Source organism: Corynebacterium sp. KPL2838, assembly GCF_040225455.1.
Classification (GTDB): domain Bacteria; phylum Actinomycetota; class Actinomycetes; order Mycobacteriales; family Mycobacteriaceae; genus Corynebacterium; species Corynebacterium rhinophilum.
The window spans coordinates 1-25,422 of the sequence record NZ_JBEHFT010000030.1; the positions used below are offsets into that span (position 1 = coordinate 1).

Annotated in this window: 25 protein-coding genes; 16 read left to right on the forward strand and 9 right to left on the reverse strand. The window is 56.8% G+C overall.

The genetic code is table 11. The features are described 5' to 3' along the window. The first annotated feature begins 173 nt into the window (after positions 1 to 173). Genes ABRP98_RS09295 through ABRP98_RS09305 form a run of 3 tightly spaced genes read left to right on the forward strand, consistent with a single transcriptional unit; the run spans position 174 to position 4,437 of the window. The gene (locus tag ABRP98_RS09295; protein WP_023029730.1) at positions 174 to 695 is read left to right on the forward strand and encodes a DUF3322 domain-containing protein; all 522 of its coding nucleotides are present in this window, start codon (positions 174 to 176) and stop codon (positions 693 to 695) included. 47 nt (positions 696 to 742) lie between these two features. Next, positions 743 to 2,611, forward strand: coding sequence for an ATP-dependent nuclease (locus ABRP98_RS09300; protein ID WP_284869284.1), 1,869 nt, complete (start codon positions 743 to 745; stop codon positions 2,609 to 2,611). A 2-nt stretch (positions 2,612 to 2,613) separates the two neighbouring features. Beyond that, positions 2,614 to 4,437 (forward strand): UvrD-helicase domain-containing protein, encoded by a 1,824-nt coding sequence (locus ABRP98_RS09305; RefSeq protein WP_349858871.1) that lies wholly within the window; start codon positions 2,614 to 2,616, stop codon positions 4,435 to 4,437. Between the two features lie 606 nt (positions 4,438 to 5,043). On the opposite strand, the gene ABRP98_RS09310 is transcribed toward ABRP98_RS09305, so the two are convergent. The 4 genes from ABRP98_RS09310 to ABRP98_RS09325 form a co-directional block, all read right to left on the reverse strand. Further along, the gene (locus ABRP98_RS09310; protein WP_349858873.1) at positions 5,044 to 5,526 is read right to left on the reverse strand and encodes a hypothetical protein; all 483 of its coding nucleotides are present in this window, start codon (positions 5,524 to 5,526) and stop codon (positions 5,044 to 5,046) included. A gap of 10 nt (positions 5,527 to 5,536) precedes the next feature. After that, positions 5,537 to 6,508, reverse strand: a complete 972-nt coding sequence (locus ABRP98_RS09315) for a universal stress protein (RefSeq protein WP_237799834.1) — start codon at positions 6,506 to 6,508, stop codon at positions 5,537 to 5,539. A gap of 94 nt (positions 6,509 to 6,602) precedes the next feature. After that, entirely contained in the window at positions 6,603 to 7,097 is a 495-nt protein-coding gene (locus tag ABRP98_RS09320) for a MarR family winged helix-turn-helix transcriptional regulator (protein ID WP_237799835.1), read from the reverse strand. 54 nt (positions 7,098 to 7,151) lie between these two features. Then, on the reverse strand, positions 7,152 to 8,240 hold the full coding sequence (locus ABRP98_RS09325; protein ID WP_023016356.1) for an inositol-3-phosphate synthase: 1,089 nt from the start codon (positions 8,238 to 8,240) through the stop codon (positions 7,152 to 7,154). Between the two features lie 116 nt (positions 8,241 to 8,356). On the opposite strand from ABRP98_RS09325, the gene ABRP98_RS09330 reads away from it, so the two are divergent. The 8 genes from ABRP98_RS09330 to dnaB all read left to right on the forward strand — a co-directional run bounded on the left by ABRP98_RS09330 (position 8,357) and on the right by dnaB (position 16,069). Then, complete coding sequence (locus tag ABRP98_RS09330) at positions 8,357 to 8,731, forward strand: DUF5318 family protein (protein WP_005275810.1); 375 nt, start codon at positions 8,357 to 8,359, stop codon at positions 8,729 to 8,731. Between the two features lie 75 nt (positions 8,732 to 8,806). Further along, a complete protein-coding gene (locus tag ABRP98_RS09335) occupies positions 8,807 to 11,065 on the forward strand; it encodes a transglycosylase domain-containing protein (RefSeq protein WP_126319962.1) in 2,259 nt (752 codons plus the stop codon). A gap of 16 nt (positions 11,066 to 11,081) precedes the next feature. Then, complete coding sequence (locus ABRP98_RS09340; protein WP_349858877.1) at positions 11,082 to 12,473, forward strand: glycosyltransferase family 87 protein; 1,392 nt, start codon at positions 11,082 to 11,084, stop codon at positions 12,471 to 12,473. Next, a complete protein-coding gene (locus ABRP98_RS09345; RefSeq protein WP_005275803.1) occupies positions 12,470 to 12,658 on the forward strand; it encodes a hypothetical protein in 189 nt (62 codons plus the stop codon). Before ABRP98_RS09340 ends, ABRP98_RS09345 begins: the two co-directional genes overlap by 4 nt. A 122-nt stretch (positions 12,659 to 12,780) precedes the next feature. Further along, the gene (rpsF, locus tag ABRP98_RS09350; protein ID WP_023016353.1) at positions 12,781 to 13,071 is read left to right on the forward strand and encodes a 30S ribosomal protein S6; all 291 of its coding nucleotides are present in this window, start codon (positions 12,781 to 12,783) and stop codon (positions 13,069 to 13,071) included. A 49-nt stretch (positions 13,072 to 13,120) separates the two neighbouring features. Beyond that, a complete protein-coding gene (locus ABRP98_RS09355) occupies positions 13,121 to 13,672 on the forward strand; it encodes a single-stranded DNA-binding protein (protein WP_284772229.1) in 552 nt (183 codons plus the stop codon). 48 nt (positions 13,673 to 13,720) lie between these two features. Further along, positions 13,721 to 14,173 carry a 50S ribosomal protein L9 gene (gene rplI / locus ABRP98_RS09360; protein ID WP_005275797.1) on the forward strand — a complete coding sequence of 151 codons (453 nt, stop codon included), beginning with the start codon at positions 13,721 to 13,723 and terminating at the stop codon, positions 14,171 to 14,173. Between the two features lie 462 nt (positions 14,174 to 14,635). Continuing rightward, a complete protein-coding gene (dnaB, locus tag ABRP98_RS09365; RefSeq protein WP_005275794.1) occupies positions 14,636 to 16,069 on the forward strand; it encodes a replicative DNA helicase in 1,434 nt (477 codons plus the stop codon). Between the two features lie 5 nt (positions 16,070 to 16,074). Here dnaB and ABRP98_RS09370 read toward each other — a convergent pair whose 3' ends face one another. From ABRP98_RS09370 to ABRP98_RS09385, 4 genes are read right to left on the reverse strand one after another with little or no spacing between them, the layout of a single operon-like run. Further along, positions 16,075 to 16,539, reverse strand: coding sequence for a VanZ family protein (locus tag ABRP98_RS09370; protein ID WP_284796906.1), 465 nt, complete (start codon positions 16,537 to 16,539; stop codon positions 16,075 to 16,077). Positions 16,540 to 16,567: 28 nt separating this feature from the next. Then, entirely contained in the window at positions 16,568 to 17,869 is a 1,302-nt protein-coding gene (locus ABRP98_RS09375) for an MFS transporter (RefSeq protein ID WP_349858880.1), read from the reverse strand. Between the two features lie 3 nt (positions 17,870 to 17,872). Further along, on the reverse strand, positions 17,873 to 20,068 hold the full coding sequence (locus ABRP98_RS09380) for a heavy metal translocating P-type ATPase (protein ID WP_349858882.1): 2,196 nt from the start codon (positions 20,066 to 20,068) through the stop codon (positions 17,873 to 17,875). Positions 20,069 to 20,077: 9 nt separating this feature from the next. After that, positions 20,078 to 20,278: a heavy-metal-associated domain-containing protein gene (locus ABRP98_RS09385; protein ID WP_023024475.1), complete on the reverse strand. Its 201-nt coding sequence runs from the start codon at positions 20,276 to 20,278 to the stop codon at positions 20,078 to 20,080. 119 nt (positions 20,279 to 20,397) lie between these two features. Here ABRP98_RS09385 and trxA point away from each other — a divergent pair, with 119 nt between their 5' ends. Then, positions 20,398 to 20,769 (forward strand): thioredoxin, encoded by a 372-nt coding sequence (trxA, locus tag ABRP98_RS09390; RefSeq protein WP_005275779.1) that lies wholly within the window; start codon positions 20,398 to 20,400, stop codon positions 20,767 to 20,769. Between the two features lie 91 nt (positions 20,770 to 20,860). After that, positions 20,861 to 21,598, forward strand: coding sequence for a PspA/IM30 family protein (locus ABRP98_RS09395; protein ID WP_349858885.1), 738 nt, complete (start codon positions 20,861 to 20,863; stop codon positions 21,596 to 21,598). On the opposite strand, the gene ABRP98_RS09400 is transcribed toward ABRP98_RS09395, so the two are convergent. Next, positions 21,595 to 22,770 (reverse strand): NYN domain-containing protein, encoded by a 1,176-nt coding sequence (locus tag ABRP98_RS09400; protein ID WP_349836774.1) that lies wholly within the window; start codon positions 22,768 to 22,770, stop codon positions 21,595 to 21,597. The genes ABRP98_RS09395 and ABRP98_RS09400 overlap by 4 nt on opposite strands. Before the next feature lie 208 nt (positions 22,771 to 22,978). On the opposite strand from ABRP98_RS09400, the gene ABRP98_RS09405 reads away from it, so the two are divergent. Genes ABRP98_RS09405 through ABRP98_RS09415 form a run of 3 tightly spaced genes read left to right on the forward strand, consistent with a single transcriptional unit; the run spans position 22,979 to position 25,130 of the window. Further along, positions 22,979 to 23,353, forward strand: coding sequence for a GntR family transcriptional regulator (locus tag ABRP98_RS09405; RefSeq protein WP_035108334.1), 375 nt, complete (start codon positions 22,979 to 22,981; stop codon positions 23,351 to 23,353). After that, positions 23,350 to 24,153, forward strand: coding sequence for an ATP-binding cassette domain-containing protein (locus tag ABRP98_RS09410; RefSeq protein ID WP_349839876.1), 804 nt, complete (start codon positions 23,350 to 23,352; stop codon positions 24,151 to 24,153). Before ABRP98_RS09405 ends, ABRP98_RS09410 begins: the two co-directional genes overlap by 4 nt. Beyond that, positions 24,150 to 25,130: a hypothetical protein gene (locus ABRP98_RS09415; protein WP_349838536.1), complete on the forward strand. Its 981-nt coding sequence runs from the start codon at positions 24,150 to 24,152 to the stop codon at positions 25,128 to 25,130. Before ABRP98_RS09410 ends, ABRP98_RS09415 begins: the two co-directional genes overlap by 4 nt. The last annotated feature ends 292 nt before the right edge of the window (positions 25,131 to 25,422 follow it).

A 25,422-nucleotide genomic window follows, 5' to 3' on the forward strand; every position in this document is an offset into this window, starting at 1 on the left:
CCGCCTGACCTCAAACACAGAACTGAATACCGAGCCGAAAGCACAAACGGCTACACCACTACACGGGACTTGACCGGCAAGAACAATGTTTCCACCCATGTAACGATCAACGGTGCCAGAACGCATCACAGCTGCTGTAGGACTCGCTACCGCAAACACCCGCGTCCTTGAGCGTGCGCAGGGCATCGCTGCTATCTTCCCTGACTCTCCCGGCTTTCGCCCACATCATCCACCGGACCTACTTCCAGTGGAGGGACTTAAGTACCTATGACCTGCGCCGCCTCGCGCCGTGTTTAACTTGGTTGCATGCCAACCCTGACTCCAGCAAATGGGAACGGGGCGCCCCAGTAGAAGGTGTAGACGGCAAGTGGATCGGTCCCCACCGCCGCTTACTCATCACATTCATCGCACCGTTTGGCATCATGGGCTTAGGCTTTCGGCGCAGCGATACCCGCCTGCGCCTGTGCTACTTCAACCACGCGCCAGCGCTTCCGGATATCGAAGTTCCTCTCGCCCCAGTCCGTCTCTTTCCAGGCGCTCCTCCCCACGTCCTCATCGTAGAAAACAAACAAACCTTTCTAACGCTGCTCTCGCTTTCCGCCGCCTGCCGCCCACCATCGCCCTCCTCGGCTTCGGCACCGCCTCCCACCAACTCGACGCGCAGGACTGACTCCACCACACCGACATCCCCATAGAAAATTCAGTAGCTATAGTTCACTGGCGAGAGTGGTATAATGGGAAAATGTTCCTGTCTCAACTCAAGATCGAGGGAATTCGCGGGCTTGAAAATTTAGTCGCTAGCTTTACCCCAAATCTAAATGTTATTGTCGGGCCGAATAATTGCGGTAAATCCTCTCTGATTGACGCAATTCGTCTTGCTCTGTCACCAAGAGATTCAGTCCACCCCCGATGGATAAGTGAGGACGACTTCACTAGGACTAGCACTAGAAGCAGCATCCATCGCGCCTCAGCCTCTCTGGTTTTCGAAGGACTCTCAATAGAAGAAAAAGCTCGATATGTTGAGGCCCTTGGTAATGAGCTTGATACCGTAACGTTCGGTAAGAGATTTGAATTGGAGACCAATTCAGGGCGTATCCGTACAATACCCACAATCCAAGACCAACTCGTCGGATGGGACTCATTGCCCAATAGGAGCCTTGTCCACTACGTCTACATCGAACCACTGAGGGACGCCAAAAGAGAGTTCAAACACCATACGGGAACCCGATTGGCTAGAATCTTCCGCTTAGTCTCGGGTCACCCTGAGGCCGAGCAAGAACTAAAATCCCAAGTCCAAAAGCTAGAAAGACTATTATTGAGCGATGACGACGAAGAGGGCAATTCTTCGCTCGCAAGCCTTCCAATCAAAATCAATGAGGAGTTGTCCAAGCTCACACAATCCGAAAACTCCTCCATCACGATGCTAGTCAATGACCAAGATCTCTCGCGACTCATGAGAAGGTTTCGGCTCTCATTCCTTGAAAACGGTGAGTCATGGGAAATTGATGACGTTGGCCTTGGATACGCAAACCTGCTTTACCTAGCTACGCTCCTCCTTGAGTTAAGCAACCAACCAAAAGATGTTTTTAGCATTCTCCTCATTGAAGAACCCGAAGCTCATTTGCATCCAAAATTGCAAGAGACACTTGTGGATTTTCTTAAAGTGCACGCAGCTGAGAAGGATAACCTGCAAATTCTACTCACCACACATTCTCCTGTTATCGCAGCCAAGGCAGGTTGCCAGTCACTTTGTGGGCTAAACAAGGAAGGCCAAGAAACCATCTTCTGGCATGCAAATAGCCTCCAAAACAGTCAGGAAGAAAAAGCCAAGTTGAACAGGTTTTTCTTATCCCACCGCCCTGAAGCTATTTTCAGTAAGCATGTCTTACTAGTGGAAGGTACGGCCGAGGAGCTTCTCCTTCCTGCACTTTTCGAGGCATATATACGCGGGACTTCACCTGACAAATCAAGCAGCAAAAGAAGAATCCAACGTCTACGGGAGTCGCTGTGTATTTGTAGCGTGCAATCCGCGTCTTTCAGTCCGCACTGGAACCTTCTAAAGCTGTCGAGAAGTGGCATGACGCAAAGAAGACTTGCCGTACTTACTGATGCCGACTGGTCTGAGGACCAATGGGGACAAACGAGCCGGATCCGTAACGAGCCAATCAAGGCCACGGCGGGAGGAGCCCGCTTGGACAAACTAAGCCTTTCCAGAACAGGGTGGGACCATCAGTATCCCCAATTCGGAGGGTTTCTTTCCCACAGCACCTTCGAACATGAACTAATCATTCTTGCTCTAAGACTTCGATTTCTCGCGAACGACTCTCGCCTTCTAGATGCGATGAAAAATATTTTCCAGAACAATCACTGCCTTCTTTACAAAACCGCACTGTCCGCCTTTCGAGAGGGTGAAACACCTAAGAAGTGGGCAGAGCCAGACATTGTCGACAAAGGCGATGCCATTTGGAACCGCATAAGGAAATCGTCCCTCAAGAAAGCAAATTTCGCACAAGAACTCGCCTTCGAAATTTCTAACCGTGAGTTAGCCTTTGAAATGCTCCCGTCAGAACTCGAGAAGTTTGTAAACGCCCTCGTAACTGAAAACGATTGATCATGAACAAAATCGAACTGACCCCCGAACAGCAGGCCATCATTGACACAGACCAGCCTTTTTTCATCGATGCAGACCCAGGTTCTGGAAAAACATTCATCATTTCCGAGCACATAAAAAGAATGTTGAGCTCAGCCGGCGGGAAGCCATTTCTTCTATTGACTTTCACCAACACCGCTGTCAATTCTTTTCAAGCCAAGCTCACTAGCTACGAAACTTTTGATATTGAAGCTAACCGACGGCTGACACAGTCACGCGTCTTAACTTTTGATTCCTTCATTAATGCTTATCTAGCACGTCCTCTTGCGTCGTATCTTTGGCCTGACATTAAGTATAGATTTGTTCCATCTTTCGAACGGATTCCAAATTCGAGAATCCCAACCCCGTCAAATGGCAAATCTACCGTCAATATTCAGCATTTCGAACCCGACGGAACATACAAAGGCAATAAAAAATCGTTCAAACGGTGGGCTGAAGATCCGGGCTTCTCCAACGCTCTTGCCAACGCCTATCATCAAAAGTTTTGCGAAGGGGCCTGGTCGAGCAAACTCATCCGCTTTAAACTAAAGGAAATCTTAACTGGCAATATCGAATCCTCTGACGCTGCTAAAGCCGAAGAATTAACGAAACAGCTTTTAAAATTGATTGCGCTGCGCTTTCCGAGCATCTATATTGACGAAGCACAGGACTGTAACCGCTTCGAATGGTGCTTGGTGGACGAACTCCGGAGAAACAATGCCGATGTCTTCATTATTGGCGATAAAAAGCAGGCTATTTACGGTTTCAGAGATATATCAGCGCCCGCACCAGTTTTTGCACCGCTAGCTTCTCAAAAAAGCTTCGTCTTACGTCGCTCATTCCGTTCCAACAATGCAATATGTGATTTCGCTAACAAATTTCAAAAAACGGGGCTGCATTCAAAAATTTCCCCTTTAGAATTCCCATCCTCATCGCCGGCAGTCTCAATATTCACCTACTCGAATCCTGCAGAATACATCCAAAAGCTAAACTCATTAGACGGCAGCAGAAATATAATCCGAGATGGCTGGACCGTTCTGAGTCACAGAGCACAGACCCTTGATGACATATTTGGTGATATTCCAGCTTTCGGGCAAGAAAGAGATCCTGCCCATGAAGTTTATACGCAATTGCTCTCTTTGCAACACGCTTCTGACAACGTCAATGCTTCTCAAATCACTGTACTTATAGATTCGTTCCAGCGTCTCCTTCCATTGATGTGCATTAGACCTAATCCTAAAAGTAATGAAGGCGAGTATCTATTGGCGAAAGGCGAGGGTGAGCTGTCCCGTGTTCTTGCAACCCAGGCCATCTGCAATACGGACGGGCTTATACGAGAATTGTCTCGCATAGATTTCGAAGCATGGCTGCAGGAAAGTGTGCTCGCTAAGCTTCATCTTAATGGCGTTCTAATGGGCATGCCTGACGTCTTTGTCAACCGATACGGTCAGGAGTTCCCGTCCTTGACGAAGAGGCTATGGAGCCAGCCACCAGAGAAAAAGCTTGGGACGCTTGATGTCAAGTATAGAGGCACAATTCACAGTGTAAAGGGGCTCGAATTTCCAAAAGTGTCGGTCGTTATCGATTCTTGGCGGCCGCCCGGGGAAGATTCTCTTCTTACGAAAGTACTGAAGCATCGAGATACACCGGGATCCGATGAAACCCTCAACGTCGCCTACGTCGGAATCACCAGGGCAATCCATCAAGTTAACATCGCGTTCAAAATCGATTCTCAAAACTACCACGAGAATACGTTCCGCGAAGAGCTTGAAATGGCCGGCCTAGACCAATACCTTCAATCCACCTAGAATCGGCATAGTGCCAATTTCAGAATACTGAAGCGTCTTGTGTCTGGAGCACCGTTACGACCTACGTGGATGGTCTGGGCGAAAAGTGCTCACTACTGTTTTCCGTGGACGTCAAAGTCCAAAACTTCGTGAAACCGTTTGGTTCCATCAATGCGCCCCTACAAGGTAGCGTTTCAGACTCCCTCACCGACATCTGCGGGAATTGGGTGTCAATTAGTTCAATCTGGGCTGAGACGACTAACGGCCCAGGTAACACCGTGGTAAACTTTCATGACACTTTTGACTGCCCGAACATGGGCCTGACCGGTTGTGTCCTTTATTGTGGTGTATCTGTAGCCCGCGGTAAGCCTCGTGCCGGTGCACAATAAGGCGATTATCGTGGCTACCTTTCGAATCAACTTTTACCTATCCTCGAAAGGAAGTTACCCGCAAGCTAAATGCAAAAATAGATGGCCACCTGGTCTATTACTTTGGTGATAGAGCAGCTAACGCTAGTGCTGGAAGAAGATAATTACCGCAACGGGACGTATCCGAAACCGTAGATTCTAATTGCGGACCTGATCCTTCGACGTATCTAATTTCTGGGGGTCAGGCCCGTGCGATTCTCTATACGGCAGCCGAATCCACCAGAATTAGCTGGATATCGCTAATGGCCCAGATCATGAAATTGAAGGCTACCACCCAGAAGATCGCCATCCAGCTACGCCAGCGCAGGTAGCGGCGCAGTTTGCGCACCATAATGATCGCGCAGCCGATCATGCCCAGCAGTGGGATGATCATGGTGGAGATGGCAAAGAAGTTTCTTTGGCCCTCGGTACACAGCCAGCTTGCGGTGTCGTCCTCGCACAGGGGGCCGCCGGTAAGGCGCGAAAAGAGTGCGACGCCGAAGCCATATAGCGCGGAGATGACCAGCACGGACACCATGTACCAGATGGCTTGGCGGGTAGAGCGCCGGTTGGCGGCGGCGACCTCGACGGGATCGGGCTCGTCTGCCAAATCATCGAAGCTCTGCGGCTCGGGTCGGCGCAGGTTGGCATAATCGGCGTCGGTGGTTAGGTCGTTTTCGGGGTGCTCTGGGTGCGAGCTCATGGATCCAAGCCTAGTCGGTCGCGGGGTGAATGAGTACCGGTACGCGAATATGAGGGAGCAACTCGGTTGCTGTGGAACCCAAAAAGACCCGCGCGATGGGGCCTTGTGGGGCAGAGGCCATCAACATTAGATCGCCCTTTTTCCACTTGAGCGAATCAACGGCACCGGACCACCCGGCGCCAGAGCCGATCTCGGAGGTGACCTCAACCTCCGGGTAGGCATCTTGGATGTGGTCGCGGGCCCGGTCGAGCATCGCTAACGAATCCTCGTGCCACTCCGCGGTGAGCTTGAGCGCAATATCGCTTTTATCCTTCGACGGGGAATGCAGCAGGTCATCCGCCGAGAAGGCCAAGATGCGCAGAGGCAAATCCCAGCGATCCGCCAGCGCGGCTGCGCCCAATAATTCCCTATCCGCGCGCTCACCGCGCTCCGTAATGACAAAATTAAAACGGGTCACGCCGTGTTTCGATAATTTGGCCTTGCGCGGGATAAGCCCTAAGGATAGTGGCGAGTAGTGCAGGAGGGTATCCGCGGTGGAACCGGGGAAAAAGCGGCCCTTGGGTGCGGCCTGGTTGGGGCCTAACAGGATGATATCGGCCTGAAAATCCTGGGCCATCTCAGTAAGGAGCTGGGGGCGGGAGGGGCCATCGACAAGCACGGAGGGCGTATCGTTCCAGTACTTTTCCGGGATACCTGCCTCCGTCAGGGCCGCAGCGGTGGCTGCCGCGCATGCTTGCTTCTGCTCTTTAAACCACTTCTTGTATTTCCCGCCCAGCTTGGACAAAGACGTCGTGGTCCAAGGCTGGAAAACCGTGGAAATAACGCGCACCTCAATCACCGCGGTGCGTGATAGCCAGGCGGCGAATTCGAGGGGTTCGGTGCCGGAAGAGGAAGGACTCCAGGAAATGAGGATGCGCAACGGCTCTTCGGCCGAGCCCTTGTGCAGGGTCGGCAGCAGAGGTTGGTGAGATTTTTTGCCCATAGAAAGAATATGTATGCGAAAGCTTAGTGAGTACTAAAGCTCATTATCGTCTGTTGTGGCCGCAAAACTAAAATTGCATGCGGCCGTGGGCGTGCTACTCGCTATCCATAGTGGGGCGGTAGACATCCGCAAGCTTGGAAATGACCGCACCCATCTCGCGCGCAGTGTCCAAGTCCTCGGGCTCGAGCCATCGCATAATTTCCGCAAGTGCAGCGGCGCGCTGCCCGGAAACGATGGACAATTCGGACTCGCCCAGCTGGGTGAGCGCTACCAGCACCCCGCGGCGATCTTCTTCATCGCGGTGTCGTTCCACAAACCCGCGGCGCTCTAGTTGGTAGAGCGCGTTGGACGCGGTGGGCATGCGGATAAGCTCCGCCTGGGCAATGGTGGATACGCGGGAAGGCCCGCGCAAGCGCAACTGGTTCATGATGGAGACCTGCGAGGTAGTCAGCGATGAACCCTCTGCGGTGCGCTGGAAAATAAGAATTAACTTATTGAGCGCCGGTTGGATATCCCGGGCTACCTCTACCGCGTCCTCGTAATCGGACGGGGACTTCGTTGGGTCCGTCTCATCATGGTGTTGCGTCATAAAACTAAATTCTATCGTGCACTACCGCCTGGCGGTAGTATCGCGACGAAAAAATTAGCTTCCCTTAATAAAATCTTCCAGCTCGTTGCGCGCGACATCGTCAGCCTTCTGTACTGGAGGGGACTTCATCAGGTAGGAGGAGGCGGAAAGTACCGGTCCGGCTACCTTGCGGTCCAAGGCGATCTTGGCGGCGCGAACGGCATCGATAATGATGCCAGCGGAGTTAGGGGAATCCCAGACCTCGAGCTTGTACTCCAGGTTCAGCGGGACCTCGCCGAATGCGGAACCCTCCAAGCGGACATACGCCCACTTGCGGTCATCCAGCCACTCCACATAGTCCGACGGGCCGATGTGGACGTTGCGGTCTGCGCGCTTGCCAGCGATAGGGGAATTGTGCACGTTGGAGGTCACAGACTGGGTCTTAGAAATCTTCTTAGACTCCAGGCGCTCGCGCTCCAGCATGTTCTTAAAGTCCATGTTGCCGCCCACGTTGAGCTGCATCGTGCGGTCCAAGCGCACGCCGCGGTCTTCAAAAAGCTTTGCCATAACGCGGTGGGTAATGGTGGCACCAACCTGGGACTTGATGTCATCGCCCACGATGGGCAGGCCTGCGTCCTCAAATTTCTTGGCCCACTCTGGGTCAGAAGCAATGAAGACCGGCAGGGCATTCACGAACGCGCAACCAGCGTCGATGGCGGCCTGGGCGTAGAACTTATCTGCTTCTTCGGAACCAACCGGCAGGTAGGAAACAACGACCTCGGCACCGGCCTCGCGGAGGGCGGCTGCGACATCGGCAGGAGCTTCGTCCGATTCCGTGATGGACTCCTGGTAGTAGCGGCCCAGGCCATCCATGGTGGGGCCGCGCTGAACGGTGACGCCTAGGTCTGGGACGTCTGCGATGGTGATGGTGCAGTTGCGGGAGCTGCGGGTAGCCTCCGCAAGATCCTTGCCCACCTTGTCCCCATCGACATCGAAGGCCGCGACGAATTCAATATCGCCGACGTGGTAAGGCCCGAACTGGGTGTGCATCAGGCCAGGAATATTTTCCTCCGCTGCGGCGTTGCGATAAAACTCCACGCCTTGAATAAGGGACGTGGCGCAATTGCCGACGCCGACGATGGCGACCTTTACTTTGTCAGACACACTATGCTCCTTTATTAATTCGTTGCTGTGTGGTGCCTGCGCAACGTTAGGCCAGAAATTATGCCTGGTGGTAGCACGACGGCATATGGATCGATCAAGAAGAGGAAATTAAGATAATGCGGGTGAATTCCGTTGCCTTCAAGCACGAACTTTCCCACGAGTGGGAACGCACCCAACACGTCCGCGAATACCGCGCCGGGCACCTGAGGCGCGACGAGGTCTGCGATGCGGACTTCCTCCTCCGGGCCGCCGCTGAGCACCACGGCCGCACCATGGATAAGCCCTGCCCGGTCTGCGGGGAGGACCTGCGCCTGACCCGGTGGGTGTACGGCGAGAGCCTGGGCCGGCGCGCCGGGAGCGCCCGCAGCGAGAAAGAAATAGCGGAATTTGTCGGCGAAGGCCTGGAATTTACCGTGCATGAGGTGGAGGTCTGCCGGCACTGCCGCTGGAATCATTTATTGCGTTCTGCAACGGCTTTTAACGCGTGTTAGTTTTCGGCGCACCGCCTTAGGCAGTAAGCTGCAATTATTTAGTTTGTTACCAGGGATGAATGAGGACACGAATCAGTGACCGAGAAGGAATCTACTGGCGAGTCCACTAAGGTGGACCGCCGCAAAGAAGGCGAAGAACCCCAAAAGCGCCGCATCTGGCCGTGGGTCGTTGTGGCCCTCCTATTGGTTTTTGTGGCACTGCCTGCAGGCCTTTTTGCGTATGCCTATTCGCAGTACACCGTTCCGGAGCCCAAAGAGCTGGCCAATAACCAGGTCTCTACCATCTATGCCTCCGATAACGACACCCAGTTGGCGCGTTTGGTTCCGCCGGAAGGCAACCGTACGCACGTGACCTTGGATGAGGTCCCCGTCTTTGTGCAGGACTCCGTGCTCGCCGCAGAGGACCGCGACTTCTGGGATAACTCCGGCTTTTCCTTCACCGGTTTGGGCCGCGCGGTACTGGGTAAGGTCACCGGCAATGACACCGCCGGTGGTGGTTCCACGATTACCCAGCAGTACGTGAAAAACACCCTGGTGGGCAACGAATACTCTTACGTGCGCAAGGCGCGCGAGCTCATCTACTCCATCAAGATGACCAACGAGTGGGAAAAAGAGGACATCCTCAACGCCTACCTGAATACGGTCTACTTCGGCCGCAATGCCTACGGCATCCAGGCCGCATCCAACGCCTACTTTGATAAGGACGCCAAGGACCTCACCCCCGAGGAAGGCGCCATGCTCGCCGGCCTCATTCAGTCCCCGTCTGGCCTAGACCCCCGCGTGAACCAGGAGGGTTCCGAAAGCCGCTGGAACTACGTGCTTGACGGCCTCGTGGACATGGGCGATCTCAGCAAGGAAGAGCGCGATGGAATGGTCTTCCCAGAGACCCGCGATCCCGCTGAGTACTCGGCATACACGGAAGCCCCAGGCGCGAATGGCCACATTAAGGATCAGGTCATCCGCGAGCTCGAGGACGTAGGAATTACGGAAAACCAGGTCTCCACCGGCGGCCTGCGCATTACCACCACCATCGATATGAACGTGCAAAACAACACGATTCAGGCAGTCGATGACCAGCTGGCGCCGCTGCAAGAAGACGCGCGCGCGGCCTCTGTGACCATCGACCCGAAGACGGGTGCGGTGCGCGGTTACTTTGGCGGGCATGATTCCAACGGTTGGGACTACGCCAACTCCCCGCTGCAGACCGGTTCGACCTTCAAGATTATGGCGCTCGCCGCTGCGCTGCAGCAGGGCATTAGCTTGGATACCAACTACTCCTCGGCGCCGTACCAGCTGCCGGGCTCCGATCTGGTTACCAACGTGGGCGGCGGCTGTGGCGTCTGCGACCTGCGCGAGGCCACCAAGCAGTCCCTGAACACCTCTTACCTGCGCCTGCAGAGCGATCTGAAAAATGGCACCCAGGACACCGCGGATATGGCCCACGCCTTGGGCGTTGCCCGCTCGTTGCCGGGCATCGAAGAGACGCTGACTGAAAACGGCAAGCAGCCTTTTGAAGGCGTGGTCTTGGGTCAGTACCAGTCCCGTCCGCTGGACATGGCAACCGCGATGTCCACCCTCGCGAACCAGGGCGTCTGGCACAACCCGCACTTTGTGCAGCGCGTAGAAAATGCCGCCGGGGAAGTTCTGTATGAACACCCAACCGATGAGGGCGAGCGCCGCGTTTCCGCGAATGTGGCCAATAACGTTCTTGAGGCCATGGCGCCGGTAGCGGCATGGTCCAATGGCTCGCTGGCTGGCGGCCGCACTTCGGCTTCCAAGACCGGTACGACCCAGCTGGGCGATTCCGGAACCAACAAGGACACCTGGATGGTTGGTGCCACCCCGCAGCTTGCTACCTCCGTGTGGGTCGGTACCGCGGACAACACCTCGGCCATCTTCGACCAGTACGGCGGAATCATGTACGGTGCCGGCGCGCCAACCAAGATCTGGAAGTCCGTATTGGATAACTCCTTGGCGGATCAGGAATTCCAGCAATTCCCCTCGGCTTACCCCGTTCGCTTCGGCACGGTATCTGCCGGCGGTGGTGCCCCGGCCTATAACCCAGGCGGCGGTTCCGGTGGGCAGGGTACACAGAACTACACTGGCCCAGCCCAGGACGGCGCCCCAGAAGAAGAGGCCAGTCCAGCACCTGCCGAGACCCCAGATGCGGGTCACGATGCCCCGCCGCAGCCGCCTGAGAACCAGGGCGGCAATAACGGAAACGGCGGCAACCGGGGCAATGGCGGCGGTAATAATGAGCCGGCCCGGCCTGAGGCCCCGTCTTTAGATGACTTCTTCGGCCGCGAAGGCGGCCTGGCTGACCTCTTAGGCTAAGCAAGGAGCGGTACGCGTGAGCCACGATCAGCGCATGTCCGCCGCAGACGAACCGATGGCGCGCGGCGTCATCGAGTTCCTGGGCGGGCCAAGGGGGCGCTTTGCCCGGGATGGCCACACACAGTGGTGGACCCCTCTGCGCGCGCTGATCGCAGTAGCCTGGGTTTTCTTGGCCGGCGGGTTCTTATCCAAGGCGAATTGCGCTGGTGGCACCCGCGGCGAAGACGGCACCATCAACCTGGATTGGTCCGCAAACCGCCAGTACACCTCCTTTTGCTATAACGACATCGTCCCGCTGTATGAAGGCCGCGGCCTCGATCAACCGGGCTTTCCCTACGCCTTTTCCTGGCAGGAAGATGGCCTGATCCGCTATATGGAATACCCGGTATTGGCGGGCATGTTCCAGGGCCTGATGGGCTGGATTGCGCGCCATACCTATGGCCTCGTGGAGTGGGCCGGTGTGCCTGCCGCTGGCTGGTACTTTGGGCTCACCGCCTTGGTCATGGCATGCATCTGGGTCGGCGTCATCTACATGGTCTACCTCTTGGTGGGAAACCGCACGTGGGACACCATTTTGGTGGCCGCCAGCCCGCTGATTATCATCCATGCCTTTAGCAATTGGGATATACCTGCCATCGCCTTCGCCGTCGGCGCGCTGCTGGCCATTAGCCGCCACCGCCCCTGGCTCGCTGGCATCCTCATTGGCCTTGGCACCGCATTCAAATTGTGGCCGATATTTTTGCTGGGCGCGTTTTTCGTCCTTGCCTGGCGCAATCGCCGCTGGGACGCTTTTGCAAAGGTCGCCGTCGCTACGGCCGCCGCGTGGCTTGCGGTCAACCTTCCCATCGCCCTGAAATACCCGGCCGCCTGGGCGGAATTTTTCCGTTTGAACCAAGAACGCGGTGCGGAATGGACCACCCTGTATGCCCTGATTAGCCGGAATCTGGGTATTTCTTTCAGCCAGGACTTTTTAAATACCTTCTCCCTCGTGGCGTTCATCCTTTTATGCGCAGGTATTGCCCTGGCCGGCTGGCGCAGCCCGCTTAACCCGCGGGTAGCGGAATTGGTATTCCTCATCGTCGCGGCGTTCCTGCTGGTCAATAAGGTATGGTCCCCGCAGTATTCGCTCTGGCTGGTGGTTCCGGCGGCCTTGGCCGTGCCGCGTTGGCGGTTGGTTCTGGGCTGGGCGCTTGCCGATGCCCTCGTATGGCCCCTGCTCATGTGGCACATGCTGGGCATCGATAATAAGGGCATTCCACACGAGCTCTTGGACGTGGCAATCCTCGTGCGCGATGGCTTCATCATTGCGATGGCGGTGATTGTGCTGCGGCAAATGTGGAATAGAACGGAAGATAAAGTGCGTGCGGCGCATATGGGCCGCGACCCAGTGGTGGGAGTATTTCAATGATTGTGACATTAATCGGCATGGTGTCGATCTTGTTGGGCTTTATCTGCGTCATGGCGGCCTTTTGGTTGTTTCATAACAGGGAAGATAAGCGCGGGCCCATCATCTTGGGCATCCTTGCCATCGTTTTCCTCACCATCATCCCCGCGACGGGAGCTATCTTTTTCGCCGCCACCACGACGGGATAGATTTCTTTTCGCCGGTCATATGCGGTACTGTGGTGGGGTTGCTTGACGCAACGTACCCTCCTGCTGCATCCGCAAAGGTGATGCAGCCGAAAACGACTAGACCATAGGAGGTGATGAGGTCCGTGCGTCACTACGAAGTCATGATCATTCTGGATCCTAATCAGGATGAGCGCACCGTAACCCCGTCCCTAGATAAGTACCTCGACATCGTCCGCAAGGACGGCGGCAAGGTTGAGAACCTCGATGTATGGGGCAAGCGTCGCCTTGCATACCCCATCGAGAAGAAGGAAGAGGGCATTTACGCCGTCGTTAACCTGGAGTGCGAGCACCCTTCGGTTTCCGAGCTCGACCGTCGCCTGAACCTTAACGACACCATCCTGCGTACCAAGGTTCTGCGCACCGACAGCAAGTAGCGGATACTGGGATCGAGCACAATCCACGTAACCGATAAGGAGTAAAGACATGGCACAGGGAGATACCAATATTACGGTGGTGGGCAACATAGTTGCTGACCCGGAGCTTCGCTTCACCCCAGCGGGTGCGGCAGTAGCTAACTTCCGCGTCGCCTCCACGCCTCGTCGCTATAATTCGCAGACGAACCAGTGGGAAGACGGCGAAGCTATGTTCCTGACCTGCAACGTATGGCGCCAAGCAGCCGAGAACGTCGCCGAGACCCTGACCAAGGGTATGCGCATCATCGTTACCGGCCGCTTGAAGCAGCGTTCCTTCCAGACCCGCGAGGGTGAAAACCGCACCGTGTTTGAGATCGACGTCGATGAGGTCGGTCCGTCGCTCCGCTACGCCACCGCACAGGTAAACCGCAATCCCCGTGAGGGTGGCGGCAACTATGGCGGCGGCCAGCAGCAGCGCTCGAATAACAATAATCAGGGCGGCTTTGGAGGACAGCAACAGCAGCAGTCGCAGCAGCAGAACCAGGCTCCTGCAGAGGATCCGTGGAACTCCGCACCGCCAGCTGGTGGTTTCGGAGGCGCTGATTCTGAACCCCCGTTCTAAGTCTGTTACCCGCAACTATTCAACTAACTCAATTGAAAGGCAGGGATCATGAAGCTGATCCTCACCGCTGCCGTTGAGAACCTCGGCGCCGCTGGCGAAATTGTTGAGGTTAAGGACGGCTACGGACGTAACTACCTGCTTCCCCGCGGCTTGGCCATCGTGGCTTCCCGCGGCGCTGAGAAGCAGATTGAGGGCATCAAGCGCGCCCAGGAAGCTCGCGAAATTCGCGACCTGGACCACGCACGCGAGGTCCGCAACCAGCTTGAGCAGCTGACGAACGTTGAGGTCAAGGTTAAGACCTCCACTTCCGGCAAGCTCTTCGGTTCCGTTAACGCAGAAGACATTGTCAAGGCCGTCTCCAAGGCCGGTGGCCCTAACTTGGATAAGCGTATCGTTGATATGCCCAAGGGCCTGGTCAAGAAGACCGGCAACTACCAGGTCGAGCTGAAGCTGCACGCTGACGTGCTCGGCAAGGTGAACTTCTCGGTCGTCGCTGCTTAAGCAGCGCTCGACGGTCCACAGACCCAAAGACAACAGCACGGCTTAAGGCCCCAAGAATTCTCTATGTGAGGTGGAGAATTCCTGGGGCCTTTTGCCTACCCAACTGGCCTGTGGATAACTGTGAAAATCTGTGGATGAATGTGGAATTCAGGGTACGGGCTCACCAAGATTTTTGCACGACTTTACCGCTGGTCACGGCCTATTTTCCGCCACTGTGTGGGAATTTTCACACTTCGAAATAATCGCCCTGACCAGCGGTTATTATCGTTGCAGGTCACAGTGATGCCAAGTTATCCACAGTCGTGACCTCGGCAAATGAAATGCAACGATCGGCCTACCAGGTAATTCCACAAGCACCTGTGCATAACTGTGGGAGTTATGCCCAGGCAGGTAGTGTCCGGGAGCTCGTCTACACTTGGACAGCGTTACGCAAGGTCTCTTTACGGACACCAAGGGGGACACATGACCAACGCGAGCTTCGATGATGAACAGCTTCCGCCGGAACCACCGGCGCCGGATAATGCCGTAGCGCGCCGGCCGCGGTACCAACAGGATCAACCGCAGCGCTACGAGGAGTATCGCCAGCCGCCGTCGGACCGGGAAGCAGAGCAGGGCGTATTGGGCGCTATGCTGCTCAGCCCCAATACGGTCATGGAGGTAATTGAAGAGCTCGAACCCGATGACTTCTATTATCCGGCCCACGCCTTAATTTATGGTGCCATGCTGGACCTCTACGCGGCGGGGCAAGACATCGACCCCCTTATCCTTTCCTCGCGGCTGGATAGGTTTAATAACCTCGAACGCGTTGGTGGTGCGCCCTACTTACACACCCTTTTGGCTACCGTTCCCACCGCGGCCAATGCCCGCTATTACGCGGAAATCGTGGCGGAAAAGGCCGTCCTGCGTCGACTTGTGGATGCCGGTACGCGCGTGGTCCAACTGGGCTTTTCGGGCACGGAGGATGCTGAGATCGAATCGGTGATCGACCGAGCCCAGCAGGAAGTATTTGCCATCGCCCAGCGCAAGACCGCTGAGGACTACCGCGTGCTGGGTGATCTGATTGATCCCACCATTGATGAGTTGGCGGCACTACAGCAGGCGGGCGGCGTTGAATTGGGCGTGCCCACAGGCTTCATTGACTTGGATAAGCTCACCAATGGCTTGCACGCAGGCCAGATGATCATCGTGGCGGCGCGACCCGGTGTGGGTAAGTCCACGCTAGCGATGGATTTCATTCGCTCGTGCTCTCTGCAGCACGGCAAGTCCTCCGTCATTTTTTCCTTGGAAATGTCAGCCTCGGAGATCGTGATGCGCCTGCTCTCCGCGGAATCCGAGGTCAAGCTCACCGATATGCGCAGTGGTGGCGTCTCCACGGAGGATTGGGCGAAGATCGATGACACGCTTAACCGGATTCAAGATGCGCCGCTATTCATTGATGATTCCCCGAACCTCACGATGATGGAGATCCGTTCGAAAGCCCGCCGGCTCAAGCAGCAGCATGGCCTCGACCTCATTGTTTTGGACTATCTCCAGCTGATGTCTTCGGGTAAAAAGGTGGAGTCGCGCCAGCAAGAGGTCTCGGAGTTCTCGCGCCAGCTCAAGCTATTGGCCAAGGAACTTGAGGTGCCGGTGATTGCCATTTCGCAGCTGAACCGTGGACCTGAAGCCCGTAATGACAAGAAGCCGCAATTGGCTGACCTGCGTGAGTCCGGTTCCTTGGAGCAGGACGCCGATATGGTGATGCTGCTGTACCGCCCAGACTCGCAAGACCGCGATAACGAGCGAGCCGGAGAAGCGGATATTATTTTGGCCAAGCACCGCGGCGGGCCCATTGACACGGTTCAGGTGGCCCACCAGCTGCACTACTCCAAGTTCGTCAACATGGCGCACGGATAAAGGGCTTATAGGTCCACGACGGCCGCGGGGTCCCCTAAGCGGGGACCCAGAATTACCAGCACGATAAAGACCGCGGCCGCGACCAAGGAAAGCCACCGCCATACCGGGAAGAAGCGTTGCCCGCCCCAGTGGGCGATCGCTGCACCGATGAGCGCGCCGAGGGTATTAAAGAGCAGATCATCGATATCTGTGCGGCCTAGAGCGAAAACATATTGGGCCGTCTCCAGGGTTAAACTCAGCGCGAATCCCCAGGCAGCCGATACCTTCACGGAACGGCACAGCGTGAATATCAAAAGCCCGAAGGGGATGAAGAAGGCGGTATTGCCGGCGTATTCGAAAAGCGGCGCAAACCAACTATTGCCGGAAAATTCATCGAGGGGAACTAAATGGAGCTCGCGGACGCGCTGGTTTTCGGGCTTCCACAGGTAACCAATCTGGAAGAAAGCTTTCAGGGTGGTCAGCGCCACCATGACGCCAATCCACGCGCTAAGGGCAAATTTATCGAGCAAGGGCCTCACCCTTAAGCTCAGGCAAAGTAAATGCAGCTGCGGCGGCGATGGCGAAGGCAGCCGCAAAGAGCACGAAAAGGAATCCAGCGCCGGTCGCCGCGATCAGTGGCGGCACAACGAGCGGTGCGACGATGGAGGCGATGCGACCAAAACCGGCGGCGGCACCTGTACCGCGACCGCGCAGCGCGGTGGGGTAGAGCTCCGGACCAATCGCATAAAGGGCACCCCAGGCGCCGAGGTTGAAGAAGGACAATAGGCACCCGGCGATGATGATGAAGACCTCGGAGTTTGCGGTGCCATAGAGCCTAGCCGAGACGGCGGAGCCGACCAAGAACACGGCAAGGGTGACTCGCCGGCCCCAGACCTCAATGAGCCAGGCGGCGGTGGCGTAGCCCGGTAGCTGTGCCAAGGTAATGATGAGGGTGAAGCTGAAAGACTTTACGAGCGAGAAACCATCGGCCACCAGCAGGGACGGGATCCAGATGAAGGCGCCGTAATAGGAGAAATTGACGCAAAACCAAATGGTCCACAGGGCCGCCGTGCGGCGGCGCAAACCCCGACCCCAAATGGAGGTCCCGGTGGAAGCAGTGGGTTCTGGGTGGACATCGTCAAGCGGCTGGCCCGCGGCGGCCTCCTCGAAGGACGCCACAACCTCTTCGGCCTCCTCGTGGCGGCCCTTGGATTCGAGGAAGCGCACCGATTCCGGCAAGCCTAGGCGCACGTAGACCGAATAAGCGGCGGGGATGAGACCCACGGCAAAGCCCCAGCGCCAGCCGTTTTCGCCGGCGCCCACGATGAAGGTGCCGATGAGCGCGGCGAGGATCCAGCCGAGCGCCCAGAAGGCCTCGAGGAGGACTACCATGCGCCCGCGGATGCGGCGCGGTGAGAATTCGGAGATGAGCGTGGAGGCGACCGGTAGCTCAGCGCCCAATCCCAGCCCGACGATGAAGCGGAAGACAATAAGTATGGCCAGTCCGCTGGCCAGGGCAGAGGCGCCGGTGGCCAGGCCGTAGACCAAGAGGGTGAGGGAGAAGACGTGGCGGCGGCCGTATTTATCCGCAAGGAGTCCGCCAAATGTGGCGCCTAGCGCCATGCCGAGGAAGCCAGCGGAGGCGAGCCAGGAGGTTTGGGTGCTGCTCAAATCCCAATGCACGGCCAGGGCGGCCATGATGAAGGAAATGAGCCCCACATCCATAGCATCGAGCGCCCACCCTAGGCCGGAGCCTAGGAGCAGGCGCTTGTGTTTGCTGGTGACCGGGAGCCGGTCTAATCGTTCATTGCGGCTGAGCATGCGCTAATCATAGCGCTGGCTAGAAAATTTCCGGAGACGCAGGGAATTGGAGACGACGAATACGGAGCTCAATGCCATTGCAATGCCGGCAAATAGCGGGTTGAGCAGGCCAAAGGCTGCCACGGGGATGAGAATAATATTGTAGGCAAAGGCCCAGAACAGGTTGCCCTTAATGATCTGCAGCGTGCGGCGGGAAAGGCGAATAGCATCGGCCGCGGACCGCAGGTCCCCATTCATCAACGTGATATCGGAGGCCTCGATGGCAACGTCGGTACCGGCGCCCATCGCCAAGCCAAGGTCCGCCTGGGCCAAGGCCGCGGCATCGTTGACGCCGTCACCAACCATCGCCACATTGTGCCCCTCGGACTGGAGCTTCTTGATGACGTCGACCTTTTCCTCCGGAACCACGCCGGCTGTGACCTCGGTGATGCCAACTTCCTCTGCCACGCGCTTGGCCGCGCCCTCATTATCGCCGGTCAGCAGGTGCGGGGTTAGGCCCAGCTGCTTCATCTGCTCTACGGCCTCAGCGGAGGTGGGCTTGACGGTGTCCCGGACCTCAATGAGCCCAGCGAGCTCATCGTCGAGGTACACCGCCACTGGGGTAGCGCCCGCGCCCTCTGCCTTGCGGAAGGCCTCAGCGTACTGGCCTAGGTCCCCACGCGGCTTGCCGACGCCCACGCGGACCCCATCCACCGTTGCTTCCACGCCAGCGGTGCTGGTGGAAAAGTCGGTGCCGGGCTCCACGTCGCGCTCGCGCGCAATGGCCTGGGCGATGGGGTGTTCGGAGTTCCGCTCGACGGCGGCTGCGTACTCGAGGACATCGCCATGCACGGCCGTAACGGACATTTCACCAGCGGTAACCGTGCCGGTTTTATCCATCACGATGGTATCGACCTGCTTTGTGGACTCGAGAATCTCCGGGCCCTTAATAAGCAGGCCTAGCTGGGCGCCGCGCCCAGTGCCGACCAAGATGGCGGTCGGGGTGGCAAGGCCCAGCGCGCAGGGGCAGGCGATGATCAGCACGGAGACAGCGGCGATAAACGCCGGTGCCACACCGCCAAAGATGAGGTGTACCAGCAGCGTGAGGACGGAAATTCCGATTACTACCGGGACGAAGACCTGCGCGATGCGGTCCACCAAGCGCTGCACGGGCGCCTTGGATGCCTGTGCGTTGGTAACCAAGGTGGCCATTTGGGAAAGGACCGTGTCCTCGCCCACCTGGGTGGCCTTGACCTCCAACTTGCCGGAAGCGTTAATGGTGGCGCCGGTAACGGTATCGCCCACGCCCACTTCTTCCGGGACGGATTCACCGGTGATCATGGAAGCGTCCACGGCAGAATTGCCGGAGACGACCTCACCATCGGTGGCAATCTTTTCGCCCGGTCGTACAACGAAGACATCGCCCACCTGCAATTGGGAGATGGGGATGCGCGATTCCTTGCCATCCCGCAGCACGGAGGCTTCCTTCGCGCCCATGGACAGCAGGGTGCGCAGCGCCTCGGAAGATTGTCCCTTGGCCTTGACCTCGAACCAGCGGCCGAGGAGCAGGAAGGTAATGACCATTCCCACAGATTCAAAGTAGATATGGTCCATGTCGGCGGAGCTGGAGGACCACGACATACTCATCGTCATGCCGGGCTCGCCGGCGTTGCCGAAGAACAGTGCATACAGGGACCACAGGTACGCGGCCGAGGTACCCATGGAAATCAAGGTGTCCATGGTGAACGAGCCGTGCTTCAGGTTGGTCCACGTAGCGGAGTGGAAGGGGGCGCCACCAAAGATGAAGACGATGGTGGCTAGCATGGCGCAGGCCCACTGCCAGTTCTGGAACTGCAGGGCGGGCACCATGGAGATGACCATGATGGGGGCGGACAATACTGCCGAGATGATGGTGCGCCGCAACAGGCTCTGCTGTTCTGCAGCGCGGGCATCATCAACCGGCGTGTCTTCTGCGTCTGCGTCCCCGCCCTGGTCTGCGTCATCGTTGCCAGACATATCAAAGGCGCTGTATCCAGCGCCTTCCACGACCTTGATCAGATCCGCGGGCGTAGAAGTCTCCGGATCGAACTCAATAGAGGCGGATTCGGTGGCGAAGTTAACGCTCGCCTCCACGCCGTCTACCTTGTTGAGCTTGCGTTCTACCCGGGAAGAGCAGGACGTGCAGGTCATGCCCGAGACCCCGAGATCAACGTGTGACATAGTATTCGCCTACTTAAGGGTGTATCCGGCTTCGGCTACGGCAGCTGCTACTTGTTCATCGGTGAAATCGCTACCGGAGACAGAGACTGCGCCAGTGGTGTGGTCCGCAGACACTTCCTCAACACCGGCGATTTCGCCTACCTCTTCGCGGATGGACATTTCACAGTGTCCGCAGCTCATTCCTTCTACGGTGTAGTTCTTCGTTGCCATGATAATCATCCTTTCTCGATTGCTTATGCTTCCATGCTATACCCCCTAGGGGTATCTGGCAAGGAAGAAATTTAGGTACGGTGGGGAATAAACCACAACGTAAAGGAGTTACAACGAGTATGGCTACTATCGACGTCACTGAAGAGAACTTTGAACAGACCGTAACCGGCGAAGGCATTACGCTTGTCGATGCCTGGGCGGACTGGTGCGGCCCATGTAAGCGCTTTGCTCCTGTCTACGAGAAGGCATCCGAGGAGCACACCGATGCTACCTTTGCCAAGCTGGACACCGAGGCAAACCAGGGCCTTGCATCCGCGCTGCAGATTCAGTCCATTCCTACCCTGATGATCTTCCGTGATGGCATCCTCGTATTCCGCGAGGCTGGCGCACTGCCGCCCGCAGCGCTGGAGGATCTGCTCAAGCAGGTCAAAGACCTGGACATGGCTGAGGTTCGCCGCCAGGTTGAAGAGCAGAACGCACAGCAGGCATAGAACCTGAATTTTCAGAGCTTCCACGGCGCTTTCTGGTGAGTATCGCTAAACTCGCTAGAAAGCGTCTTTTTTATGACCAAAGGAGATTGTGATGGCTAACCCCTTCAGCAAAGGCTGGAAGTACGTGATGAGTTCTCTCGATCAAAAGATTGATGAGAACGCCGATCCAAAGGTCCAAATCCAGCAGGCGGTCAAGGCCGCCAAGGAACAGCACCAAGAAATCTCGGATCATGCGGCAGAGATTATCGGGCACAAGTCTCAGTTGGAAATGCAGATGAACCGCCTGGTGAAGTCCCAGCAGGATTACCAGTCCCAAACCCAGCGCGCACTGGAGCTTGCGGATTCCGCCGAGGATCCACAGAAGGCGAATGAGTACAACCAAACCGCTGAGGTAGTGGCCTCTCAGCTCGTTGCGGTGGAGCAGGAACTAGAAGACGTCAAGCAGCAGCACGCGGCTGCGGAGCAGGCGGCTGAACAAGCCAAGAACCAGCAAAAACAATCCGAGGCCCGCCTTAAGGAGCAGCTGGCACAGGTGAGCCAGCTGGAAGCGCAGGCGGATCAGGCCGCGATGCAGGAAAAGAACGCGGAAGCGCTCGATTCCATGAACGAGCTCAAGCCCGATGATTCCGTGCCGAGCCTGGATTCCGTCCGCTCCAAGATTGAAAAGCGCTATGCCGATGCGCTTGGTGCACAAGAGTTGCAGCAGGCAACCGGTGGCGACCGCATGAGTGAGATTCAAGCGGCCGGCAACGACATGAAGGCCAGCGCGCGGCTAGATGCGCTGCGCGCCGATATGGCCAAGAAGAAGGAAATCGAATCCGGGGATTAATTCTCGCGGCGGATATTAATTAGCACGCCGCGGATTCCTGAGTGGAACCCATCGCGCAAGTTCACGCGCTGGGTTTCCGTCAGGGTGTATTCATGCAGGGTTTCGCAGGCGAACTGCAGCAGCGGGCGGTCGATTTCCGGCGGTAATCCGCCGCCAGACAGTAAGTGGGCTTGGTCGCGCTGCTCTGAGTTGGCGGCATTATCAAACCACCACGATGCGTACTGCTGGCCCACATCGAATGGGGACTGGAACCCGGCAGAGCTCCAGACCTCTTCTGGCAGCGGGACGTACTTCGAGCGCAGCTTGCGCCGCGGTGCCATCATTGACGGCTTCGGCGCAGGCTTTGGTGCTGCTTGATCGGTAGCCTCGGCCTCTTCGGCAGGGCCCTTCTCTGCTTCTGCAGAGGGCTTGTCTTGCTCTTGTGGGGTTGGGGTTGCGGCCTGCTGTGCGCTTTGAGGTGGCGCAGGCTTTGGGGCAGGCGCCGGCGTCGGCTTTTCCGGGGTGCCGAATGCGGTTTCCACCTCGGAGGGCTCCTCGCACTCGTCGCAGTGCTCGGCGCCTGGAAGCTCCTCTTCTGCTCCCTCTGCCTTCTGCGCTGCATCGCGGACCACTGGGGGAAGCGGGCCCTCGAGGACCTGCAGCTCCATGGAATCCGCGAAGTCCTCGCGTGGATCCAAAATGGTGGTGGAATCACACGTATGGCGCAGCGCTGCGGACATGGAATCCCAGCCAAACCCGTACAGGTGCACGCGGATGCCATTGTCCACGGCGGTCTGCGCGCCGGGAATCATGTCCGCGTCGCCGCTGACCAGCACAAAGTCGGTGAACTGGTTCTTCACGGCGGCCATGACCATATCGGCTACAAGCCGGGTGTCTACGCCCTTTTGGGTGCGTCGCTCGCCCCATTCAATAAGTTGTCCCGTGCGCAATTGCACGCCCTCGCAGGTGCGAAGGGCGCGTTGGTAGCGGTGCGGACCGGTATCCGGGATTCCGTCGTACCAGTATTGGCGCTGAATCGGGTTGCCTAATTGCTCCTCGATCATCCCGCCCATGGTGCTGACCACCTCAGGCAGATCAATTTCTAGCTGCGCGCGGGCCCCCGTTTCCCAGGAGTTATAAAAGCTCGCGAGCAGGTATGAGGTATCGACAAAGACAAGTGTGCGTTCAAGCATGGCTCCTAAGTTCCGTTCTAATTGTTCTAAATAAAATTCTTTGTTACCTCCAGTGTGCCTTATTCACCCCGAAACGTCGATCATAATTCGCCAATTCCCAGCATATTGGCCGCAAATGAAAAGTTTTCGGTGACCATTGCGGCGTCGGCAAGTGTGTTATATGGTTAGTTACCCAACTAACTAAGTAACTAACGAGCCGAAGGTGATGATGGACAACTCCACGCAACCGCTTTTTCGGCAGATTGCGTCCTTGGTGGAAGACACCATTGTGGACGGCACTCTGGCGGAGGGCGATAAGGCACCTTCCACCAATGAGTTGGCGGATTTCCACAACATCAACCCCGCAACCGCACGAAAGGGGATCACCCTCTTGGTGGACCTAGGGGTGCTGGAAAAGCGGCGGGGCATTGGCATGTTTGTGGCCGAGGGTGCTTCGCGTGCCATCCGCGAGCGCAGGCGAGGCGACTTCGCCGCGGAGTATATGGCCCCGCTTGTCGATGAAGCAGTTCGCTTGGGCTACAACCGCGCCCAGCTCCATGACCTTTTCGATCGGGTTGCAGAAAGCAGAGGAATGTACTCATGATTACTACCCGCAATTTCACCTTTTCCGCAGGTCTTACCCATGGCTTGGTCGGTCGCAACGGAATTGGCAAGACCACCTTATTGCGAAAAATCGCCGGCCAAATTCAATCCGGCCGCATCACGGTCTTTGACCGCCAGCCCTTTGATAACCAATCCGTACTCAACCGGGTAATCCTGATGGGCATCGACAATCCGCTGCCGGATTCGTGGGGTAGCAAGAAGCTCGGCGCCGTCGGCCAGGTGCGATGGCCCAACTGGAATGCGGAGCGATACGACGACCTCATCGCCGGCTTCGACATCCCAAATAAGGCGTATTCCGCGCTCTCGCGTGGACAGAAATCGGCATTGGGATTTGTTTTCGCCGTTGCCTCTGGCTGCGAAATAATGCTTTTGGACGAGCCTTATCTGGGTCTCGACCTGCCACGGCGCGAACTCTTTTACCAGGTCCTCCGGGAAGAGCACGGTCGCACCATCGTGGTATCCACCCATCACCTCAACGAGATAGAGGGCTTGCTGGACACCATTTCCCTCATGGGGGAGAGCCCTATCAGCGGTCCAGTGGATGAATTTGTTGATTCCTTCCTGGAAATCAGTGGGCCCGAAGAGGCCATCTCCGCGGCTGTTTCCGTCCTTGACCTGCCGGTATTGGAGCGCGCTTCAACCAGCCTGGGAGACCAAGTGCTTGTCGATGCCCGCACAACCTCGCCCGATCCCGTCTTCCGCTATGCCAACGAACATCATCTCCGGGTAGCAGAGGTATCACTTGAAAAGGCTGTCCGAGCATTGGAGGAGCAGTCATGAAACTCTTATGGCACACAACGGAATGGGTCTGGGTAACAGTCCTATTCTTCATTGCGCTTTATCCTGTACTTTTTGGCGAAAAGTGGGGAACTGTCACCTTGCTCTTGCCCCTTGTGCCCATCCTGACGTATCAACCCAGTTTTGATAAATACCAAGTACTTGGCCTGAGCTCACAGATATGGAATGAACACCGCCGGATTATCGTCACGGTTTTTGCTGTTGTGGCCATGGCAGGAGCGGCTGCACGGCAGGGCTGGTGGGCGTTGGCTGTTTATGCGGCGGCTTTGGCATGGGCGCTGTGGCGGAAACCAACCCCAACCAGGACGGGGTACTCGACGACCCCTTTGGGAATTGCATCCAAGCTTGGGCGTTTCCCGCCGACGCTCGACGCGCAGGCTGTATACCGCCGCCAGGTCCGCATGTGGCTGATGGTCGTCGTATTCTTAGCCATCAACGTTGTGCTTTCGCTAATGAGCACGCTGTGGGAACCGATGGAATTCATCGCTTTCATTGCTTGGTCACTCTCCGCCGTTTTCATCAGCCAGCCCATGGGCATATTGCGGGATACGCTCAGGGATTATGTCACCCTCGGCGGCACGCGTCGGCGCTGGGCTTCCATGACCGCAATGACGGGGCTCATCCTCATCCTTGGTTGCGCCGCCGTAGGGTTAGCCCTTTCCTTCTGGGGGAACACAATCGAGGTCGCCGCCGGCATGACCGCCATCGCGGGCGTCACCGTCCCGGGACTTATGTACCTCGAGTTCCTAGAGAAGAGGACCCTTGGAGTTTTAGTCGCGTACCTCCTCGGTATCGCAGCACTGTTATGGCTTTTCGCCCAAGGCTATATCTCGGCCGCGGTGGGGATGTTTATAAGCCTTGGCATCTACGCCGTATGGGCCGTAACTCTGCCGATATATGCACGCCGCATAAGCAGCCTGTGGAGGAAAGGCTTTGCGGGCTGGCTTGGCATGAGATAAATGCGTTCGAAACCAGGAGTGACCAGCGAGTTTGTGAAAGTTTAAAGCGGTGTGTAACTTAATACGAGTCAGCGCGACCGACAGCGCCCCACAGAGACAAGAATTTGTTTCTGGCTGAAGCGGCGATAGGAAAACAGGCCCTGACAAAAAATAACTTTTTACTCGCAACGAGTTCCATGCTTTAGAGCATGTAGCTGTTGTGTGGTGACGATGTCTGAGAACTCAATAGTGTGCCAATGTACTTATTTTTTATTTTTGTGTGCATGGTTGTGTGTTGATTGGTCTGTTGGCC

What these genes read in the sequence shown, in the direction of transcription:
- ABRP98_RS09370 (WP_284796906.1), bottom strand. Translation starts at nt 16,539, where the DNA reads ATGGTGGCGCTGACCACCCTGAAAGCTTTCTTCCAGATTGGTTACCTG.
- ABRP98_RS09385 (WP_023024475.1), bottom strand. Translation starts at nt 20,278, where the DNA reads ATGGCAACGAAGAACTACACCGTAGAAGGAATGAGCTGCGGACACTGT.
- dnaB (WP_005275794.1), top strand. Translation starts at nt 14,636, where the DNA reads ATGACCAACGCGAGCTTCGATGATGAACAGCTTCCGCCGGAACCACCG.
- ABRP98_RS09320 (WP_237799835.1), bottom strand. Translation starts at nt 7,097, where the DNA reads ATGACGCAACACCATGATGAGACGGACCCAACGAAGTCCCCGTCCGAT.
- ABRP98_RS09300 (WP_284869284.1), top strand. Translation starts at nt 743, where the DNA reads ATGTTCCTGTCTCAACTCAAGATCGAGGGAATTCGCGGGCTTGAAAAT.
- ABRP98_RS09330 (WP_005275810.1), top strand. Translation starts at nt 8,357, where the DNA reads ATGCGGGTGAATTCCGTTGCCTTCAAGCACGAACTTTCCCACGAGTGG.
- rplI (WP_005275797.1), top strand. Translation starts at nt 13,721, where the DNA reads ATGAAGCTGATCCTCACCGCTGCCGTTGAGAACCTCGGCGCCGCTGGC.
- trxA (WP_005275779.1), top strand. Translation starts at nt 20,398, where the DNA reads ATGGCTACTATCGACGTCACTGAAGAGAACTTTGAACAGACCGTAACC.
- ABRP98_RS09310 (WP_349858873.1), bottom strand. Translation starts at nt 5,526, where the DNA reads ATGAGCTCGCACCCAGAGCACCCCGAAAACGACCTAACCACCGACGCC.
- ABRP98_RS09395 (WP_349858885.1), top strand. Translation starts at nt 20,861, where the DNA reads ATGGCTAACCCCTTCAGCAAAGGCTGGAAGTACGTGATGAGTTCTCTC.
- ABRP98_RS09380 (WP_349858882.1), bottom strand. Translation starts at nt 20,068, where the DNA reads ATGTCACACGTTGATCTCGGGGTCTCGGGCATGACCTGCACGTCCTGC.
- ABRP98_RS09405 (WP_035108334.1), top strand. Translation starts at nt 22,979, where the DNA reads ATGGACAACTCCACGCAACCGCTTTTTCGGCAGATTGCGTCCTTGGTG.
- ABRP98_RS09345 (WP_005275803.1), top strand. Translation starts at nt 12,470, where the DNA reads ATGATTGTGACATTAATCGGCATGGTGTCGATCTTGTTGGGCTTTATC.
- ABRP98_RS09305 (WP_349858871.1), top strand. Translation starts at nt 2,614, where the DNA reads ATGAACAAAATCGAACTGACCCCCGAACAGCAGGCCATCATTGACACA.
- ABRP98_RS09400 (WP_349836774.1), bottom strand. Translation starts at nt 22,770, where the DNA reads ATGCTTGAACGCACACTTGTCTTTGTCGATACCTCATACCTGCTCGCG.
- ABRP98_RS09410 (WP_349839876.1), top strand. Translation starts at nt 23,350, where the DNA reads ATGATTACTACCCGCAATTTCACCTTTTCCGCAGGTCTTACCCATGGC.
- ABRP98_RS09355 (WP_284772229.1), top strand. Translation starts at nt 13,121, where the DNA reads ATGGCACAGGGAGATACCAATATTACGGTGGTGGGCAACATAGTTGCT.
- ABRP98_RS09415 (WP_349838536.1), top strand. Translation starts at nt 24,150, where the DNA reads ATGAAACTCTTATGGCACACAACGGAATGGGTCTGGGTAACAGTCCTA.
- ABRP98_RS09375 (WP_349858880.1), bottom strand. Translation starts at nt 17,869, where the DNA reads ATGCTCAGCCGCAATGAACGATTAGACCGGCTCCCGGTCACCAGCAAA.
- ABRP98_RS09315 (WP_237799834.1), bottom strand. Translation starts at nt 6,508, where the DNA reads ATGGGCAAAAAATCTCACCAACCTCTGCTGCCGACCCTGCACAAGGGC.